This is a genomic window from Micrococcus sp. iso_239, assembly GCF_056173395.1.
This window is the reverse complement of the sequence record NZ_CM149672.1, coordinates 614,319-630,106: the sequence shown is the minus strand read 5'-3', so window position 1 is coordinate 630,106 and position 15,788 is coordinate 614,319. Positions and strand designations below refer to the sequence as shown.

The 15,788-nt window shown below is 74.6% G+C and carries 14 protein-coding genes, 1 pseudogene and 1 riboswitch; of the genes and pseudogenes, 6 read left to right on the top strand and 9 right to left on the bottom strand.

The annotated features are described in order from the left end of the window. Positions 1-5: 5 nt before the first annotated feature. On the top strand, positions 6-1,160 hold the full coding sequence (locus tag AC0VX2_RS02855) for an ABC transporter ATP-binding protein (RefSeq protein ID WP_197458565.1): 1,155 nt from the start codon (positions 6-8) through the stop codon (positions 1,158-1,160). A gap of 18 nt (positions 1,161-1,178) precedes the next feature. Here AC0VX2_RS02855 and AC0VX2_RS02850 read toward each other — a convergent pair whose 3' ends face one another. The 3 genes from AC0VX2_RS02850 to AC0VX2_RS02840 form a co-directional block, all read right to left on the bottom strand. Next, entirely contained in the window at positions 1,179-2,585 is a 1,407-nt protein-coding gene (locus tag AC0VX2_RS02850; RefSeq protein WP_396729254.1) for a deoxyguanosinetriphosphate triphosphohydrolase, read from the bottom strand. After that, entirely contained in the window at positions 2,578-3,873 is a 1,296-nt protein-coding gene (gene dusB / locus AC0VX2_RS02845) for a tRNA dihydrouridine synthase DusB (RefSeq protein ID WP_396729257.1), read from the bottom strand. The genes AC0VX2_RS02850 and dusB overlap by 8 nt, the downstream gene beginning before the upstream one ends. A gap of 119 nt (positions 3,874-3,992) precedes the next feature. Next, the gene (locus AC0VX2_RS02840) at positions 3,993-4,409 is read right to left on the bottom strand and encodes an ankyrin repeat domain-containing protein (RefSeq protein WP_095353462.1); all 417 of its coding nucleotides are present in this window, start codon (positions 4,407-4,409) and stop codon (positions 3,993-3,995) included. Between the two features lie 139 nt (positions 4,410-4,548). Here AC0VX2_RS02840 and AC0VX2_RS02835 point away from each other — a divergent pair, with 139 nt between their 5' ends. Beyond that, complete coding sequence (locus tag AC0VX2_RS02835; RefSeq protein ID WP_101965807.1) at positions 4,549-5,571, top strand: LLM class flavin-dependent oxidoreductase; 1,023 nt, start codon at positions 4,549-4,551, stop codon at positions 5,569-5,571. Next, positions 5,568-6,884, top strand: a complete 1,317-nt coding sequence (locus tag AC0VX2_RS02830; protein ID WP_101965806.1) for an MFS transporter — start codon at positions 5,568-5,570, stop codon at positions 6,882-6,884. The genes AC0VX2_RS02835 and AC0VX2_RS02830 overlap by 4 nt, the downstream gene beginning before the upstream one ends. Positions 6,885-6,891: 7 nt before the next feature. Here the strand turns inward: AC0VX2_RS02830 and AC0VX2_RS02825 are convergent, their stop codons facing one another. Genes AC0VX2_RS02825 through AC0VX2_RS02815 form a run of 3 tightly spaced genes read right to left on the bottom strand, consistent with a single transcriptional unit; the run spans position 6,892 to position 10,039 of the window. After that, positions 6,892-7,518 (bottom strand): cation efflux transmembrane domain-containing protein, encoded by a 627-nt coding sequence (locus AC0VX2_RS02825; RefSeq protein WP_257963000.1) that lies wholly within the window; start codon positions 7,516-7,518, stop codon positions 6,892-6,894. Positions 7,519-7,523: 5 nt separating this feature from the next. After that, positions 7,524-8,660, bottom strand: a complete 1,137-nt coding sequence (locus AC0VX2_RS02820) for a GNAT family N-acetyltransferase (protein WP_101965804.1) — start codon at positions 8,658-8,660, stop codon at positions 7,524-7,526. Then, entirely contained in the window at positions 8,657-10,039 is a 1,383-nt protein-coding gene (locus AC0VX2_RS02815) for a glycine--tRNA ligase (protein WP_044659691.1), read from the bottom strand. The genes AC0VX2_RS02820 and AC0VX2_RS02815 overlap by 4 nt, the downstream gene beginning before the upstream one ends. Before the next feature lie 141 nt (positions 10,040-10,180). On the opposite strand from AC0VX2_RS02815, the pseudogene AC0VX2_RS02810 reads away from it, so the two are divergent. Continuing rightward, a pseudogene (locus AC0VX2_RS02810) lies at positions 10,181-10,420 on the top strand (RNA-binding S4 domain-containing protein); the annotation flags it as partial. Positions 10,421-10,475: 55 nt separating this feature from the next. On the opposite strand, the gene AC0VX2_RS02805 reads toward AC0VX2_RS02810, so the two are convergent. Continuing rightward, on the bottom strand, positions 10,476-11,168 hold the full coding sequence (locus AC0VX2_RS02805) for an alpha/beta hydrolase (protein WP_036340883.1): 693 nt from the start codon (positions 11,166-11,168) through the stop codon (positions 10,476-10,478). Between the two features lie 80 nt (positions 11,169-11,248). On the opposite strand from AC0VX2_RS02805, the gene AC0VX2_RS02800 reads away from it, so the two are divergent. Next, positions 11,249-12,142: an SGNH/GDSL hydrolase family protein gene (locus AC0VX2_RS02800; RefSeq protein ID WP_041103533.1), complete on the top strand. Its 894-nt coding sequence runs from the start codon at positions 11,249-11,251 to the stop codon at positions 12,140-12,142. Between the two features lie 75 nt (positions 12,143-12,217). On the opposite strand, the gene metX is transcribed toward AC0VX2_RS02800, so the two are convergent. After that, the gene (metX, locus tag AC0VX2_RS02795; protein ID WP_044659693.1) at positions 12,218-13,348 is read right to left on the bottom strand and encodes a homoserine O-acetyltransferase MetX; all 1,131 of its coding nucleotides are present in this window, start codon (positions 13,346-13,348) and stop codon (positions 12,218-12,220) included. Continuing rightward, complete coding sequence (locus AC0VX2_RS02790) at positions 13,345-14,712, bottom strand: O-acetylhomoserine aminocarboxypropyltransferase/cysteine synthase family protein (protein ID WP_044659694.1); 1,368 nt, start codon at positions 14,710-14,712, stop codon at positions 13,345-13,347. The genes metX and AC0VX2_RS02790 overlap by 4 nt, the downstream gene beginning before the upstream one ends. 130 nt (positions 14,713-14,842) lie before the next feature. Further along, positions 14,843-14,958, bottom strand: a riboswitch (SAM riboswitch). Positions 14,959-15,135: 177 nt separating this feature from the next. On the opposite strand from AC0VX2_RS02790, the gene AC0VX2_RS02785 reads away from it, so the two are divergent. Continuing rightward, positions 15,136-15,771 (top strand): VOC family protein, encoded by a 636-nt coding sequence (locus AC0VX2_RS02785; RefSeq protein ID WP_078025700.1) that lies wholly within the window; start codon positions 15,136-15,138, stop codon positions 15,769-15,771. The last annotated feature ends 17 nt before the right edge of the window (positions 15,772-15,788 follow it).

Below are 15,788 nucleotides of genomic sequence, written 5' to 3'. Positions count from 1 at the left end.
CCGCCATGCCCTCCCCCGCCGCCTCGACCCGCGCGTCCCGCCCGGCCGGTCCCCGGCCCGGCGTCGGCCACGCCGTGTCCGTGGCCGACCTCGGCGCCTCCTACGGGGAGGGGCCCGTCCTGGAGGGCGTGCAGTTCGACCTGGAGCCGGGCGAGCTGCTCGCCGTGCTCGGCCCCTCCGGCTGCGGGAAGACCACGCTGCTGCGCTGCCTGGCCGGCTTCGAGCGCATCGAGTCCGGCCGCATCAGCCTTGCCGGCTCCGTGGTGGCCCTGCCCCGCGTGCACGTGCCCGCCCACCGCCGGCACGTGGCCGTGGTGCCCCAGGACGGCGCCCTGTTCCCGCACCTGAGCGTGGCGGAGAACGTGGGCTTCGGGCTGCGCCGCCGCCGGCCCGGGCGGATGGCCCGCATCCAGGAGTGCCTCGAGCTCGTGGACCTCGCCGGCCACGGCGAGCGCATGCCGCACGAGCTCTCCGGCGGCCAGCAGCAGCGCGTGGCCCTGGCCCGGGCGATGGCCCCGCGCCCGCCGCTGATCCTGCTGGACGAGCCCTTCGGCGCCCTCGACGCCTCCCTGCGCAGCGGCCTGCGCCGGGACGTGCGCCAGGCGCTGAAGGAGGACGGCGCCACGGCCGTGCTCGTCACCCACGACCAGTCCGAGGCCCTGTCCATGGCCGACCGCGCGGCCGTGATGCGGGCCGGGCGCCTGCGCCAGCTGGGCACGCCGGACGAGGTGTACGCGCACCCGGCCGACGCCTGGGTCGCCGCGTTCGTCGGGGAGGCCTCCCTGCTGCCGCTGCTGGACGTGACCGGGCCGGAGCGCGACGGCGGCCGGCGGATCGGGCGCACCGCCCTCGGCCCGGTGCCCCTGCACGGGGCGCGTGCGGCCACGGCTGTGCCCGGGGACCTCGTGGTGGTCCGCCCCGAGCACGTGCGCGGCACCCTCGACCCGACCGTTGACGTGGACGGGGTCGAGGCCGCGCGCGTCTGGACGCCCGCCACCGTGGTGGACGTGGACTACCGCGGCCACGACTCGGTGGCCACGGTCCAGCTGGCCGACGGCACCCGGGCCCAGGCCCGCGTGGAGGGGGCGCTGCCCCCGCTCGACGCCGCCTGCGGGGTCCGGCTCGCGGGCCCGTGCGCCGTCGTCGCCCCGGGCGAGTGACCGGCCCGGGGCGGCCCCTCAGAGCCAGACGCGACGGAACTCCGCGCCCTGCACCAGGGTGTGATGCCACTCGACGGCGGTCGAATCGGTGAGCGAGGCGATCTGGTCGATCACCACGCGCCGCCGGGCGGCGTCGTCGGGGGCCTGCGCCCAGTCGAACGCGAACATCGGCTCGAGGTACCGGTCCCCCGTGGCCTCCAGCAGCGCCACGAGCTCCGCGAGCACCTCGCGCTGCCGCGCGTAGAGCGGCTGGCGCTGCTCGGCGGTCATCACGTAGGCCGCCGCGATGCCCTTCATCACGGCGATCTCGGTCTCCGTCTCCTCGGGCACCACGACGTCGGCCCCGTGGCGGGTGAGCGGCTCGTTGCCGAACACCTGGCGCGTGGCGTCGAAGGCGGCGCTGCAGAACCGGCCGATCAGCTGGCTCGTCATGTCCTTCATCGCCGCGAGCGCCCGCCGGGAGCCGTCCATCTCGGAGACCCACACGTTGGTGGCCTCGAGGCGGGCCAGGGCCGCGTCGACCTCGGCCGGGTCCGTGTGCGGCAGGTACCACTGGCGGGTGGTCTCCACGACGCGCTCCCGGTGCTCCGGGATGGCCAGCCACTTGAGCTGGAACACGGCGTTGACCACGCCGTCCTCGACGTCGTGCACGGAGTAGGAGATGTCGTCCGCGAGGTCCATGACCTGCGCCTCCATGGACGTGCGCGTGCCGGGCACCCCGGCGCGGAACCAGCGGAACACGGGCAGGTCGTCCTCGTAGACGCCGAACTTGCGCGAACGCGTGCCGTCGGGGCGCAGCGGGGCGTCCTCACGGGTCCATGGGTACTTGCATGCGGCGTCGAGGGCGGCGCGCGTGAGGTTCAGGCCCGCGGAGGAGCCGTCCGCGAAGAGCTTCTTCTGTTCGAGGCGGGCCAGCAGGCGCAGGGTCTGGGCGTTGCCCTCGAAGCCGCCGACGTCCTCGCTGAGCGCGTCGAGCGCCTTCTCCCCGTTGTGCCCGAAGGGCGGGTGGCCGAGGTCGTGGGACAGGCAGGCGGTGTCCACGAGGTCGGGGTCGCAGCCCAGCGACCGGCCGAGCTCACGCCCCACCTGCGCCACCTCGAGCGAGTGGGTCAGGCGGGTGCGGGCGAAGTCGTCCGCGTCCGGGGCGACCACCTGGGTCTTGGCCCCCAGCCGGCGCAGGCCCGCGGAGTGCAGCACGCGGGCACGGTCCCGCTCGAAGTCCGAACGGTAGGAGGACTTGGGCGGCTCGGGCAGCCACCGCTCCCGGTCCCACGGCGTGTAGCCGGGGGTCTGCACGGCGCGGCCGGCATACGGGGGCCGGCCTTCCGGGCCGAACAGCACCGGCTGGTGGGCGGCGCCGGTCCAGTGCGACGACGGCGCGGCGGGCGTTCCGGCGGCGGGCACCGGCGTCGTGGGCTCAGCCACCGGAGACGTCCAGCTCGGCGGCCTGGATCATGGCCTGCTGCTCGGCGTTGAGCTCGCGGGAGTCCAGCCAGCCGTCCGGCAGGTGCGGGCGCTTGGGGGCGCCGGCCCGGCCGCGGGGGCCCTCGGCGGCCTCGCCCGGGTAGGGCTGGTCGCGGTCCACGCGGGTGAGGATCTCGCGCATCGTGGCCAGGTCCGGGACGGTGGACAGCGCGGTGCGGATCTCCGAGCCCACGGGGTAGCCCTTGAAGTACCAGGCCACGTGCTTGCGGATGTCCCGCAGCGCCTTCGTCTCGTCGCCGCCGAAGGTGTCCACGAGCAGCTCGGCGTGGCGGTACAGCGTGTCCGCGACCATGCCCAGGGTCGGCTGGAACCGGTCCTGGCGGCCCTCGAAGGCGGCCTGCAGGTCCCCGAACAGCCAGGGCCTTCCCTGGCAGCCGCGGCCGATCACGACACCGTCCACGCCGGTCTGCTCGACCATCGCGATGGCGTCCTCCGCGGACCAGATGTCGCCGTTGCCGAGCACGGGGATGTCCGGCAGGGCCTCGCGCAGCCGGGCGATGTCGTCCCACACGGCGGTGCCCGAGTAGAACTGGCGGGTGGTGCGGCCGTGGAGGGCGACGGCGGCGACGCCGAGGTCGCGGGCCGTGCGGCCGGCGTCGAGGAAGGTCAGGTGGTCCTCGTCGATGCCGCGGCGCATCTTCACGGTCACCGGGATGTCCTTCTTGGCCGCCTCGGTCACGGCCGCCTTGACGATCGAGGCGAACAGCTCCGACTTCCACGGCAGGGCGGAGCCGCCGCCGCGGCGGGTCACCTTGGGCACGGGGCAGCCGAAGTTCATGTCGATGTGGTCGCAGCGGTCCTCCTCGACCAGCATCCGCACCGCGGCGCCGGTGGTGACCGGATCCACCGAGTAGAGCTGGACGGAGCGGGGCACCTCGTCCGGGTCGTGCTGGATGATCCGCATCGACTCGGGCTTCCGCTCGACCAGCGCGCGGGCCGTGACCATCTCGTTGACGTAGAGGCCGCCACCGTACTCGCGGCACAGGCGGCGGAACGCCGTGTTGGTGATGCCGGCCATCGGGGCGAGCACCACGGGGACGTCGATGGTCAGCGGCCCCAGCCGCAGCGGGGGCAGGGCCAGGCGGTCCGTCGTCGGGGCGGGGTGGCGGGCCTCGTGGAGCTGATCGTCGTCGGCGATGCGCCGACCCGCGCCGGCGGACTTGGCGTAGTGCGCGACGTCGTCGGCGTCGGTCACCGCCGCGGCGGGGAGGGTGTGGGAAGAAGTCATGTCGGACCCCATTCTTCCATTCCGCCCGGCACCCGCGTCACCGTGCCCCACGACGAGGCCCGCTGGGAGGCGATCACCGAGGCACCCCGCCGGGACGGGCAGACCATCCTCCCGGCGGGTCAGGCCTCCGACGCCGGCGCCGCGTCCTCGCCGTCGAGCACCGCCAGCAGGTCCGCACCGGCGAACATCTGAGCGGTCTGGCGCGCCGAGGGGGTGCCCGCGTCCGGGTCCGCCCCGGCAGCCAGCAGATGCCGCATCGAGGCGACATCCCGCTTGAACGTGGCGCAGGTCAGGGCGCGCTGGCCGCGATCGTTGGCGTGCTCGATCTCGGCGCCGGCCTCGATCAGCATCGCCACCGTGTCCGGGTGCTGGTGATAGGCGGCGAGCGTGAGGAAGGAGTCGCCCGCGTGGTTGCGCAGGCGCGTGCTCACCCCGGCGTCCAGGTATGCCTTCAGCTGGGCCGTGTCCCCGTCCCGCGCCATGTCGAAGAGCCGGTTCGCCAGCTCGATGTCCTTCTCGCTCCACTGCTCACTCATGCCCGCCAGTATGGCGGACGCCGCGACGATCGACCGCTCCGCAGCGACATCTCCGCGGGTCTGCCCGCAGGTGATGTCGCCGGCCGGCGGTCAGACGAGCACCGGGAACAGCCCCGCCCGCCCCGCGGTTGCACCCGGCATGACCCGCAAGCACCTCGGCTTCCTCAACTTCGGCCACTGGATCCACCGTCCCGGCGCCGAACCGGACGCGCGGCAGGCCCTCGACGACGTCGTCGCCATGGCCGTGGCCGCCGAGGACGCCGGACTCGACGGCGCCTGGCTCCGCGTCCACCACTTCCAGCGGATGTTCTCCTCGCCGTTCCCGATCCTCGCCGCGATGGCCGCCCGCACCGAGCGGATCAGCCTCGGCACCGGCGTGATCGACCTGCGGTATGAGAACCCCCTGTACATGGCCGAGGCCGCGGCCACCACGGACCTCATCTCCGGCGGCCGGCTCGAGCTCGGCGTCTCCCGCGGCTCCCCCGAGGCCGCCCTCGACGGCCAGGCGCAGTTCGGCTACGCCCTCGACGAGGGGCAGACCTGGGCCGACGTGACCCGCGAGCGCGGACGCCGGTTCCTCTCGGCCGTGCGCGGTGAGGGCATCGCGACGCCGGACCTCACCTCCGGCTGGGCGCACAGCTCGCAGCCGCTGCGGATCGAGCCGCACTCCCCCGGGCTCGCGGACCGCATCTGGTGGGGGTCCGGCTCCGTGGGCTCGGTGGCCGGCGCCGCCACGGACGGCTACAACATGCTCTCCTCCACCCTGCTCCTGCAGGACGACGGCCGCCCCTTCCACGTCCAGCAGGCCGACCAGATCGCGCGCTACCGGGAGGCCTTCGCCGCGGCCGGCCACGCCGGTCCGGGCCGCACGGCGGTCACGCGCTCCGCGTTCGTCATCCAGGACCGGGAGGACGAGCTGTACTTCGGCCGGGAGCGGGCCTCGCGCGACTCCTCCGGCATGCTCGAGGGCGGCGCCGCCCGCTCCGGCCCGACCTATGCCGGGTCCGCCGAGGAGGTCGCGGAGAAGCTCGCCGCCGACGACGCCGTCGCCGCCGCCGACTGGGTCCTGTTCGCCAACCCCAACCAGCTCGGGGTCGAGTACAACGCGAAGATCTTCGCCGGCTGTGCGGAGGTCTGGCGCCTGCTCGGCTGGGATGCATGAGCGAGGCCCCGCCTCACCTCCCGGCCGCCGACGACGGCGTCGCCCGAGCCCGTCGCGCGCGCTGGGCCGTCACCGCCGCCTTCGCGACGAACGGCGCCCTGCTCGGCGCGCTCATCCCGCACTACCCGGAGGCCAAGGCCGCGTTCGGCCTGGACCCGGCCGCGTTCGGCCTGCTCGTCATCGCGCTCGCCGTGGGCGGCACGCTCGCCGGGCCCCTGCCCGCGCCGATCCTGCGCCGGTTCGGCGCCCGCCGCGTCATGCTCGCCGGCAGCGTGGCCATCGCCCTGCTCACGACGGCGGCCGGTCTCGTCCTCGACGTCGCCGGGGCGGGCGCGGGGGCCGGGCACGGTGCGGGCACGGCCGCGGCCTGGCTGCTGTGGGTCTTCGCGGGCCTCGTCCTGGCATCGGGCGTGCTCGACGCCGTCGTAGACACCGCCCAGAACGCGCAGGGCCTGCAGGTGCAGACCCGGCTGGCCCGGCCCGTGCTCACGACCATGCACGCCGGCTGGAGCCTCGGGGCGGCCGCCGGTGCCGGGCTCGGCGCCGCGGTCATCACCGTGGGCGGCCCCGCGGCCCTGCACCTGGGGCTCAACGGCGGCGCGTGCGTCGCGGTGCTGCTGGGGGTCCGGCGCCTGTTCCTGGCGGAGGCGCCCACGGACTCGGCGTCCGCCCGCGGCGCCGCGGAGAAGTCACCCGCGCCGTCGGAGACGTCCGCACCGCCCGCCCCGGCCACCCGAGCCCTCCCCCGCCGCGCCGCCGTGGCCGCGCTCCTCCCCGCCGTGGTGATCGCGATGGCCGGCTTCGGCGTGGAGGAGTTCGGCAACGCGTGGGCCACCCTGTTCCTGATCACCGAGCGCGGCCTGGACCCGGCCGCGGCGGTGCTCGGCGCGTCGACGCTGCTGGGTGCGCAGTTCGTCGGACGCCTCGCGGGCGACCGCACCCTCGCCGCCCTGGGACGACGCGGGGCGCTGACGGCGGGGCTGGGCGCCGTCGTCGTGGGGCTGGGGCTGGCCCTGGCGCCGCTGCCGGGGCCGGCGGCCGTGCCTGCCGCGTTCGCGGGGCTGATGCTGGCGGGGCTGGGCTGCGCCGTGGTGGTGCCCGTGGCCTATGCGCTCGGCGACGAGGCGCCCGGGCTCCGGCCGCAGACCGGGCTGGCGGTGACGAGCTGGTGCATGCGGCTGGCCGGGGTTGGGCTCAGCCCGGCGGTCGGGGCACTGGCCGGCGCCGTCGGTCTGGCACCGGCGCTGACGGTGTTCCTAGGCCTGGCCGCCGTCGGGGCGGTGCTCGCCGCCCGGCTGCCCGCCGCCCCGTAGGAACCGCTCAGTCGTCGTCGACCTCGCCGGCGAGGGCCTGGGCCGCCAGGTGCTCCTCGGTCGCGGCCTCCCAGATCTCCTTGGCGGCGGAGCCGTTGAGCAGCACGAGCAGCACGCCCACGATGATGTCCGCCCAGCCCGACGCCGTCAGCACCGTGATCCCGGACAGGGCGATCAGCACGGCGCCGGCCACGAGGTCGTTGCGCGCCGCGAGCCACGCCGCCCGGGTGAGGGAGCCGCCCGCGGTGCGGACGCGGGCCAGCAGGGCCACGCACACGAGGTTCACGAGGATCGAGCCGACGGCCACCCCCAGCAGCACGCCCGCGGCCGGCGGGTCGGGGTCCCCGACCTTCGTGGCCGCCATGACGAGCGCCGCCACGGCCGGGAGCACGATGATCCCGGCCATGACCTTGCCGATGACCGCCTGCCGGGCCGCCGTCCACCCCAGCGCCACGAAGATCAGCAGGTTGACGGCGAAGTCCTCGAAGAAGTCGACGGAGTCCGCCACGAGGGCCACCGAGCCGATCCCCAGGGCCAGGATGATCTCGACCACCAGGTAGGCGCCGTTGAGCAGGGCCACCGCGAGGACGGTGCCCCGCAGGGCGCGGGTGCGCCGGCGGTCTGCTTCGGGCACCTCATTCACGCGCCCGTCGCGTCGTCCACGAACACGTACGTGTCCACCAGGGTCCGCGCGGCGTTGCCGCCGATGAGCCCGTCCACGATCCGTTCGAGCGGGGCCATGGCCTCGTCCACCTCGATCTGCACGGGGTACTGGGCCACGAGCAGGGCGAGCAGGTCGGCCACGGCCTGCAGCGCGTCCTTCTCCCCCAGCTCCGGGTCCCAGCCCACGAGCACGTCGGCCGGCGCGTCCTGGCGCTCCGGCGTGTAGGACACCGCGAACGCGCGGATGCGCCCGCCCTCGGCCTTCGGCGCGTCGCGGAGCACGACGGCGCCCGCGGCCCCGGTGGCCGGGCCCAGCAGCAGCTGCTGGGCGGCCCCGACGCTCAGGGTCGACGGGTCCCAGGCGTGCACGGCGTCATAGAACGCGGCGACCGCCTGCGTCAGCTCGACGGAGCCGGTCGAGGCCTCCTCGAGGACCACGCCGTCCGGGTGCTCCTCCCCGCGCACGTCCGGCAGGCCGATGGCGCCCGGGGCGATCGCGACGCGGCGGGAGCGCTGCACGGGGGTGAAGCCCTCGGCCACGAGGAACGCCTCGGTGCCGGCGGCCAGCGCGGCGGTCTGGGACCGCACGGCCTCCGTGTCCACGGGCGGGCGGCCCGTCGCACCGTCGGCCTCGGTCTGCGGGTCGGCGCCGGCCACGCCGGGCACCAGGGCGTCCTTGGCGAACCGAGCCTTCAGAGCCGTCGTCGGGATGGCGCCGGCGGCGTGCGCCTCCGCGGCGAGCCCCCGCAGGGCCGCCACGAGCGCCCGGCCGATGCCCCGGCGCCGCTCGGCAGCCGCGGTCTCGACGTACAGCCACAGCCGCCGCGGGTGCACGGACGAGGCATAGACGACGCCGGCCGCCACCGGCACGCCGGCGGCCTCGGCCACGAGCGCGCGGCGCCAGGGCCGTTCCGCGTCCTCGGCGAGCATCGCCCGGTCCTGGTGCTGCTGCGCGTTGGCCGGGTCGCCCCACACCTCGAGCAGGGCCAGGTCGTCCCCGGGTCGCCAGGGACGCAGCACGACCTCCCCGCCGGCGACCGCGGCGGAGTCGAACAACACGCCGTCGTCGTCGTGCCCCGCGGCCCCGGCCGCTCCCGTCACGTCCCCGCTCACTTGACCAGGCGCTCCAGCAGGTAGGACTTCACCTGGGACAGCGCCACGCGCTCCTGGGCCATGGTGTCCCGCTCGCGGATGGTCACGGCCTGGTCCTCGAGGGTGTCGAAGTCCACGGTGATGCAGAACGGGGTGCCGATCTCGTCCTGGCGGCGGTAGCGACGGCCGATCGCGCCGGAGTCGTCCGTCTCGATGTTCCACAGGCCGCGCAGCTCCGCGGCGAGGGACTGGGTGGCCGGCTGCAGCTCGGGCTTCTTGGACAGCGGGAGCACGGCGGCCTTGACCGGGGCCAGGCGCGGGTCCAGCTTGAGCACGGTGCGCACGTCCACCCCGCCCTTGGCGTTCGGGGCCTCGTCCTCGGCATAGGCGTCCACGAGGAACGCCATCATGGCGCGGGTCAGGCCGAAGGACGGCTCGATCACGTACGGGGTGTAGTGCTCGTTGTTGGCCTGGTCGAAGTACTGCATCTTGGTGCCCGAGTGCTCGGTGTGCCGGCCCAGGTCGTAGTCGGTGCGGTTCGCGATGCCCATCAGCTCGCCCCAGCCGTCGCCGCCGGTGAAGCCGAAGTCGTACTCGAGGTCGATCGTGGCGTCCGAGTAGTGCGCCCGCTCGTCCGCGGGGACGTCGAACTTGCGCAGGTGCGCGGGGTCGATGCCGAGGTCGATGAACCAGTCCCAGCAGTCCTCGACCCAGCGGTCGAAGTGCTGGCCCGCCTCGGCCGGCGGCACGAAGTACTCGATCTCCATCTGCTCGAACTCACGGGTGCGGAAGATGAAGTTGCCCGGGGTGATCTCGTTGCGGAACGCCTTGCCGATCTGGCCGATGCCGAACGGCGGCTTCTTCCGGGCCGCGCCCAGCACGTTGAGGAAGTTCACGAAGATGCCCTGCGCCGTCTCCGGGCGCATGTAGTGCAGGCCCTCCTCGTTGTCCACGGGGCCGAGGTAGGTCTTGACCAGGCCCGAGAACAGCTGCGGCTCGGTCCAGGCGCCCTGGGTGCCGCAGTCCGGGCACACGATCTCGGCCATGCCCTCGGCCGGCCGGCCCTTCTTGGCCTCGAACGCCTCGAGCAGGTGGTCCTGGCGGTGGCGCCTGTGGCACTGGGTGCACTCCACGAGCGGGTCGGTGAAGGTCTCGACGTGGCCGGAGGCCTCCCACACCGCGCGCGGCAGGATGATGGAGGAGTCCAGGCCCACCATGTCCTCACGGGAGCGCACGAAGGTCTTCCACCACTCGGCCTTGATGTTCTCCTTCAGCTCCACACCCAGGGGCCCGTAGTCCCACGCGGAGCGCGAACCGCCGTAGATCTCACCGGCCTGGAACACGAAGCCTCGGCGCTTGGCCAGGTTGATGACGTTGTCCAGCGGGGACTTGGCAGCCATGGGGGCATCACTTCCGTACTCATCGGCGGGGCGGGAGGGGATCACGACGACGACGGCACCCGGCCGCCTTCGACGCGGCGGGCCCGTTCCGGCGCGGCGCGCCGGTCGATCCCGTCCAGCCTACCGGCCATGATGGACACCATGACCGAGACGAACGCACCCGACGCCCAGCCCCTGCCCATCCGTGACGAGTCCATCCGCCTCGGCCAGGCGCTCAAGCTCGCCTCCCTCGTGGAGGACGGGGCCATGGCCCGCGACGCCGTCACCGACGGGCTCGTCACCGTCAACGGCGCGGTGGAGACGCGCCGCGGCGCCCAGCTGCACGACGGGGACGTCGTCGAGTTCGCCGGCGAGGCGTTCGTCGTCCAGGCCGGGCAGGCCTGGGCCGACGCCCCGTCGGGCGGCCGCGGCGCCGTCGTCGAGCAGGTCCGGCGCGTCAGCCGCGGGGCGGCACCATGTGGGCGAGGTACTCCTTCACGTGGCCCAGCTCCTGCTCGTTGATCGCGTGGCCGAGCCCGGCGTAGACGATCTTCATGAGGTCCACGTGGGCGTTCAGCCAGGCATGGGTCTCCTCGACCCGGGGCTCGGAGATGATCGGGTCCTCCTGGCCGCGGCCCCAGAAGACCTTCGGTCGGACGCGGGCGACGTCGTCGTCGCGGGTGAACAGCTCGCGCAGCCGCGGCTCGGTGAGCTCCGGGTCCACCACGAAGCCGGACAGCGCCACGGTGCACGCGTAGGCCTCCGGGTCCAGGCGCAGCAGCGACGTGGCCATCGCCATGCCCTGCGAGAAGCCGAGCAGGGAGACGGTGCGGAAGTCCCCGCGCACCGCCTGCACCCAGGCGTGCAGGGCCTCGACGGCCTCGCGGACCGGCTCGGCGGTGGAGCCCAGCTCGCCCGTGACGGGGTCCTGGGAGAGCGGGAACCAGGCGTGGGAGCCCGGCTGCAGGGGCAGGGGCGCGCGGACGGCGGCCACCGTGACGTGCTCGGGCAGGTGCGGGACGAGGCCGAACAGGTCGTCCTCGTTCGCGCCGTAGCCGTGCAGGACGATCAGCAGGTCCTCGGTGCGCTCGCCCTCGGGGCGGGACCAGCGGACGACGGGCTCGACGGCGGGGGTGGGGTTCGCGTTCACGTCCGCCAGCCTAGCGAGCGGCACGGTCGGCCCCTCCCGGAGGTTGACCCCTCCCGCGCGACGTGGGCAGAATCCTACCCGTGGGTAACCCATCCTCCTCCCAGCCTCCGCACGCCTCCGACGCGACCCCGGTCGACGACCCCGCCGCCCATCCGTGGCGCCGCTACGTCGCCATCGGGGACTCGTTCTCCGAGGGCATCGGCGACCCGGACCCGGACCGTCCCGGCTACCACCGCGGCTGGGCCGACCGCCTGGCCGAGGAGCTCTCCCGCCTGACGCCGCCCGGCGAGGACCTGGCCTACGCCAACCTGGCGGTCCGCGGGAAGCTGCTGGACCAGATCGCCGAGGACCAGGTGGAGCCGGCGCTCGCCCTGCGGCCGGACCTCATCAGCGTCTGCGCGGGCGGCAACGACATCCTGCGCGGCGCGGACCCGGACGAGATCGCGGTCCGGTTGGACGCCGTCGTCGAGCGTCTGGCCTCCGACGGCGCCACCGTGCTGCTGTTCAACGCGACCGACGTGAAGGGCACGCCCGTCATCGGCCGCATCCGCGGCACCGTGGCGATCTACAACGAGAACGTGCGCACCATCGCGCTGCGGCACGACGCGCTGGTGCCGGACATGTGGTCGCTCAAGGACCTCGCCCGGCGGGAGATGTGGGCCGAGGACCGCCTGCACTTCTCTGCGCTCGGCCACCACACGATCGCCGCGATGGTGCTGGACACCCTCGGCGTGGAGCACGGCCTCGAGCACCTGCGCCTCTCCCCGCCGGCGCCGCGCACGTGGCGCGCGGCCCGCGCGTCGGACGCCGCATGGGTGCGCACGCATCTGGCGCCGTGGGTGGTCCGCCGCCTCCGCGGCGTCTCCTCCGGCGACGGCGTCACGGCCAAGCGCCCCGTCCCCGAGCCGCTCTTCGGCGCGCCGATGCCGCAGGGCTCGGACCACACCGAGCCGCTGGACATCGTCGAGCCCTGAGCCCGGCCGGCGGGGACCGGTGGCCGTTTCCCGAACGACAGTGCCGCGACACGCCGCCGTTTCCCGAACGAAAGTTCAGAGGGCGAGGGTGCGCTTGAGCGTGTCGGCCACCTGGCCGTATTCGGTGAGGAAGCCGTCGTGGCCGATGGGCGAGGCGATCGTGTGCACCGGCGGCCGCGCGGGCAGCGCCGCCGCGAGCGCCTCGGACTCGGCCGGCAGGTAGAGCCGGTCCGAGTCGACGGCGGCCACGAACGCCCGGCCCCGGTAGTCCGCGAGCGCCGCCGCCACGCCGCCGCGCCCCCGCCCGACGTCGTGGCCCATGAGGGCCTCGGTGACCACGAGGTAGGAGTTCGCGTCGAACCGGTCGGTGAGCTTGGCCGCCTGGTGGTCCAGGTAGGACTCCACGGCGTAGCGCCCGCGCCCGCCCGGCACCCCGACGACGGCGCCGAACGGGTCCTCGACGCCCTGCGGTTCCCGGCCGAACCGCTGGCCGAGCTCGCCCGCCGTGCGGTAGGTGGTGTGGGCGATGCGCCGGGCGATGCCCAGGCCGGCCACGGGGCCGGGGCCGGGGTAGTAGTCGCCGCCCTGGAAGTCCGGGTCGAGGCGGATGGCCGCGGTCTGCGCCTGCCCCCACGCGATCTGGTCGGCGGAGGAGGCCGCGGTGGCGGCCAGCACGCCCACCCCGGCGACGCGCGCGGGGTGGGTCGCGGCCCACTCGAGGGCGCGAGCCCCGCCCATCGATCCGCCGATCACGGCACGCCAGGCGCCGATCCCGAGGTGGTCGGCCAGGCGCCGCTCGGCCTCGACCGCGTCCCGCAGCGTGAGGAACGGGAACCGGGAGCCCCAGGGCCGCCCGTCGGGCGCGGGCGTCGAGGGCCCGGTGGAGCCGTGGCAGCCGCCGATCATGGCGGGGGCGACCACGAACCACCGGTCCGTGTCCACGGCGCGGCCCGGGCCGACGAGGGCGTCCCACCAGCCCGGCGTCGGGTCCTCCTCGTGCGCGGCCACGTGCGCGTCGCCGGTGAGGGCGTGCAGCACGAGCACGGCGTTGGAGCCGTCGGCGGCGAGGGTGCCCCAGGTCTCGTAGGTCAGCTCGACGTCGGGCAGCAGCCCGCCGGTCTCGGTGTGCAGCTCGCCGACCCGCAGGCGGTGGCGGCCGCCGCGGGGCAGCGCGGTGCGCGACGGACGCGTGGCGACGGCGGTCATGCCCGCTCCCCCGCGTCGTCGTCGCCGCGGCGGGCGGCGGCCGCGAAGCCGCGTTCGAGGTCGGCGAGGATGTCCTCGATGTCCTCCACGCCGAGCGAGAGCCGCACCAGGCCGGGGGTGACGCCGGCGGCGCGCTGCTCGTCGTCGGTGAGCTGGGAGTGGGTGGTGGAGGCCGGGTGCACCACGAGCGAGCGGACGTCGCCGATGTTGGCCACGTGGTGGTGCAGGGTGAGCCCGTCCACGAACGCGGCCCCGGCCTCGCGGCCGCCCGCGATCTCGAAGGAGACGAACGCGCCCGCGCCCTTCGGCAGGTAGCGCTGGGCCCGCTCGTGCCACGGGCTGGACTCCAGGCCGGCGTAGACCACGTGCTCGGCGTCGTCGCGACCCTCCAGCCAGCGCGCCACCGCGGCCGCGTTGGCCACCTGCCGCTCCATGCGCAGGGACAGGGTCTCCAGGCCGAGGTTCACCAGGAACGCGTTGAACGGGGAGATGGCCGAGCCGTAGTCGCGCAGCAGCTGCACGCGCGCCTTGAGGATGAAGGCCAGGTTGGCGCCGAGCGGCGAGCCCACCCCGAGGTCCCGCGCGTAGACGAGGCCGTGGTAGGACTCGTCCGGCTCGTTGAAGCCGGGGTACCGCTCGGCGTGCTGCGCGTAGTCGAACGTGCCGGCGTCGACGATCACGCCCGCGATGGCCGCGGCGTGCCCGCCGAGGTACTTCGTGGCGGAGTGGGTGACGACGTCGGCGCCGTGCTCGATGGGCCGCAGCAGGTACGGGGTGGCCAGCGTGTTGTCCACGATCAGCGGCACGCCGGCCTCGTGGGCGGCGTCGGCGACGGCGCGCACGTCCAGGACGTCCCCGCGCGGGTTGCCGAGGGTCTCGCCGAAGAACGCCGTGGTGTTCGGCCGGACGGCGGCGCGCCAGGACTCGAGGTCGTCCGGGTCGGTCACGAACGTCGTCTCGACGCCGACCTTGGCGAGGGTGTGCTTGAACAGGTTCTGCGTGCCGCCGTAGAGGCTGGCCGAGGCGACCACGTGGTCGCCGGCGCCGGCGAGGTTGAGGATCGCGAACGTCGTCGCCGCCTGACCGGAGGCCAGCAGCAGCGCGCCCACACCGCCCTCGAGCGCGGCGATCTTCTCCTCCACCGGGCCCTGCGTCGGGTTGCCGATGCGGGTGTAGAGCGGGTCGAGGTCCTTGAGCGCGAACCGGTCCGCGGCCACCTGGGCGGACGGGAAGTCGTACGAGGTGGTCTGGAAGATCGGCAGGGCGGTCGCACCGAAGGCGTGCTGGCCGACGGCGACGCCTGCGTGGACCTGCGCGGTGGAGAAGCCCCAGGCGTCGGGGGTCGGGGTGGTCTGGTCGGTCATGGCGGACCCTCCTGAGGGGTTCAGGGGCCGGACCCGGCCGCCCCGCCCGCCGGCCGACGTGCCGATCCGGGAACCGGCGTCGTCGAGGTGCCGGAGATGACCCGGCGCCGTCGAGAGGGGCCGTGGGATCGGCCCGCGCTTGCCGGCGTCCGTTGTGGGGCCGGCCTGGTCGTCACCCGGGGCACCCCACCGCGGAAGGAGGGTTGCCGGTCAGCATGCCGGGGCCTGTTGCTGACTCTCGTGACCGTGCCTCCGAGTGTAGCCCGCCGCCCCGCCACAATTTCGTCACGCGTGTCACCCGCGGATACGCTCTCCGCACGGGGCGCCCGACCCGTCAAGGGCTCGACGCCCCGCGACTCGCACCAGGTCAACCCCCGGGGCAGCCCGGGAACGGAGAGGAACAGCGCAGTGCACACCTGTCGCATGGACCACGTGTCCTACGCCGCCGGCCCCGAGGGCCTGGACGCCACGGTCGCCCGCATCGCCGAGACGCTGGGCATCGAGCGGATCAAGGGCGGTGTCCACCCCCGCTTCGGCACGCAGAACGCCCTGTTCCCCATGGCGGGCAGGCAGTATCTGGAGGTCGTCGAGGCCCTGGACCACCCGGCCTCCCTCAGCGCGCCGTTCGGCCAGCTCGTGCGCGCCCGCACCGAGCAGGGCGGCGGCTGGATGAGCTGGGCGGTGGCCACCACGGACATCGGCCGGTTCGAGCGCCGCCTCGGCCGTGAGGCCGTCCCCGGCAACCGTCGCTTCCCGGACGGCCGGGAGCTGTCCTGGCGGCAGATCGGCGTCAAGGGAACCCTCGCGGACCCGCAGCTGCCGTTCATCCTGCGCTGGGCCGACGGTCAGGAGGACATGCACCCCTCGCAGGCGGCCGAGCCGCAGGCCACCATCGAGCGCCTGAACATCGCCGGCTCCCCCGAGCGCCTCGCCGAGTGGCTCGGCGACGACGAGGACGGCCAGGTCCAGGACGTGAACATCGAGTACGTCGCGCCCTCCGGCACCCCGGGCATCGTCTCGGTCACCTTCCGCACCCCGAAGGGCGAGGTCACGCTCTGAGCGCGGGGGCGGGGCCG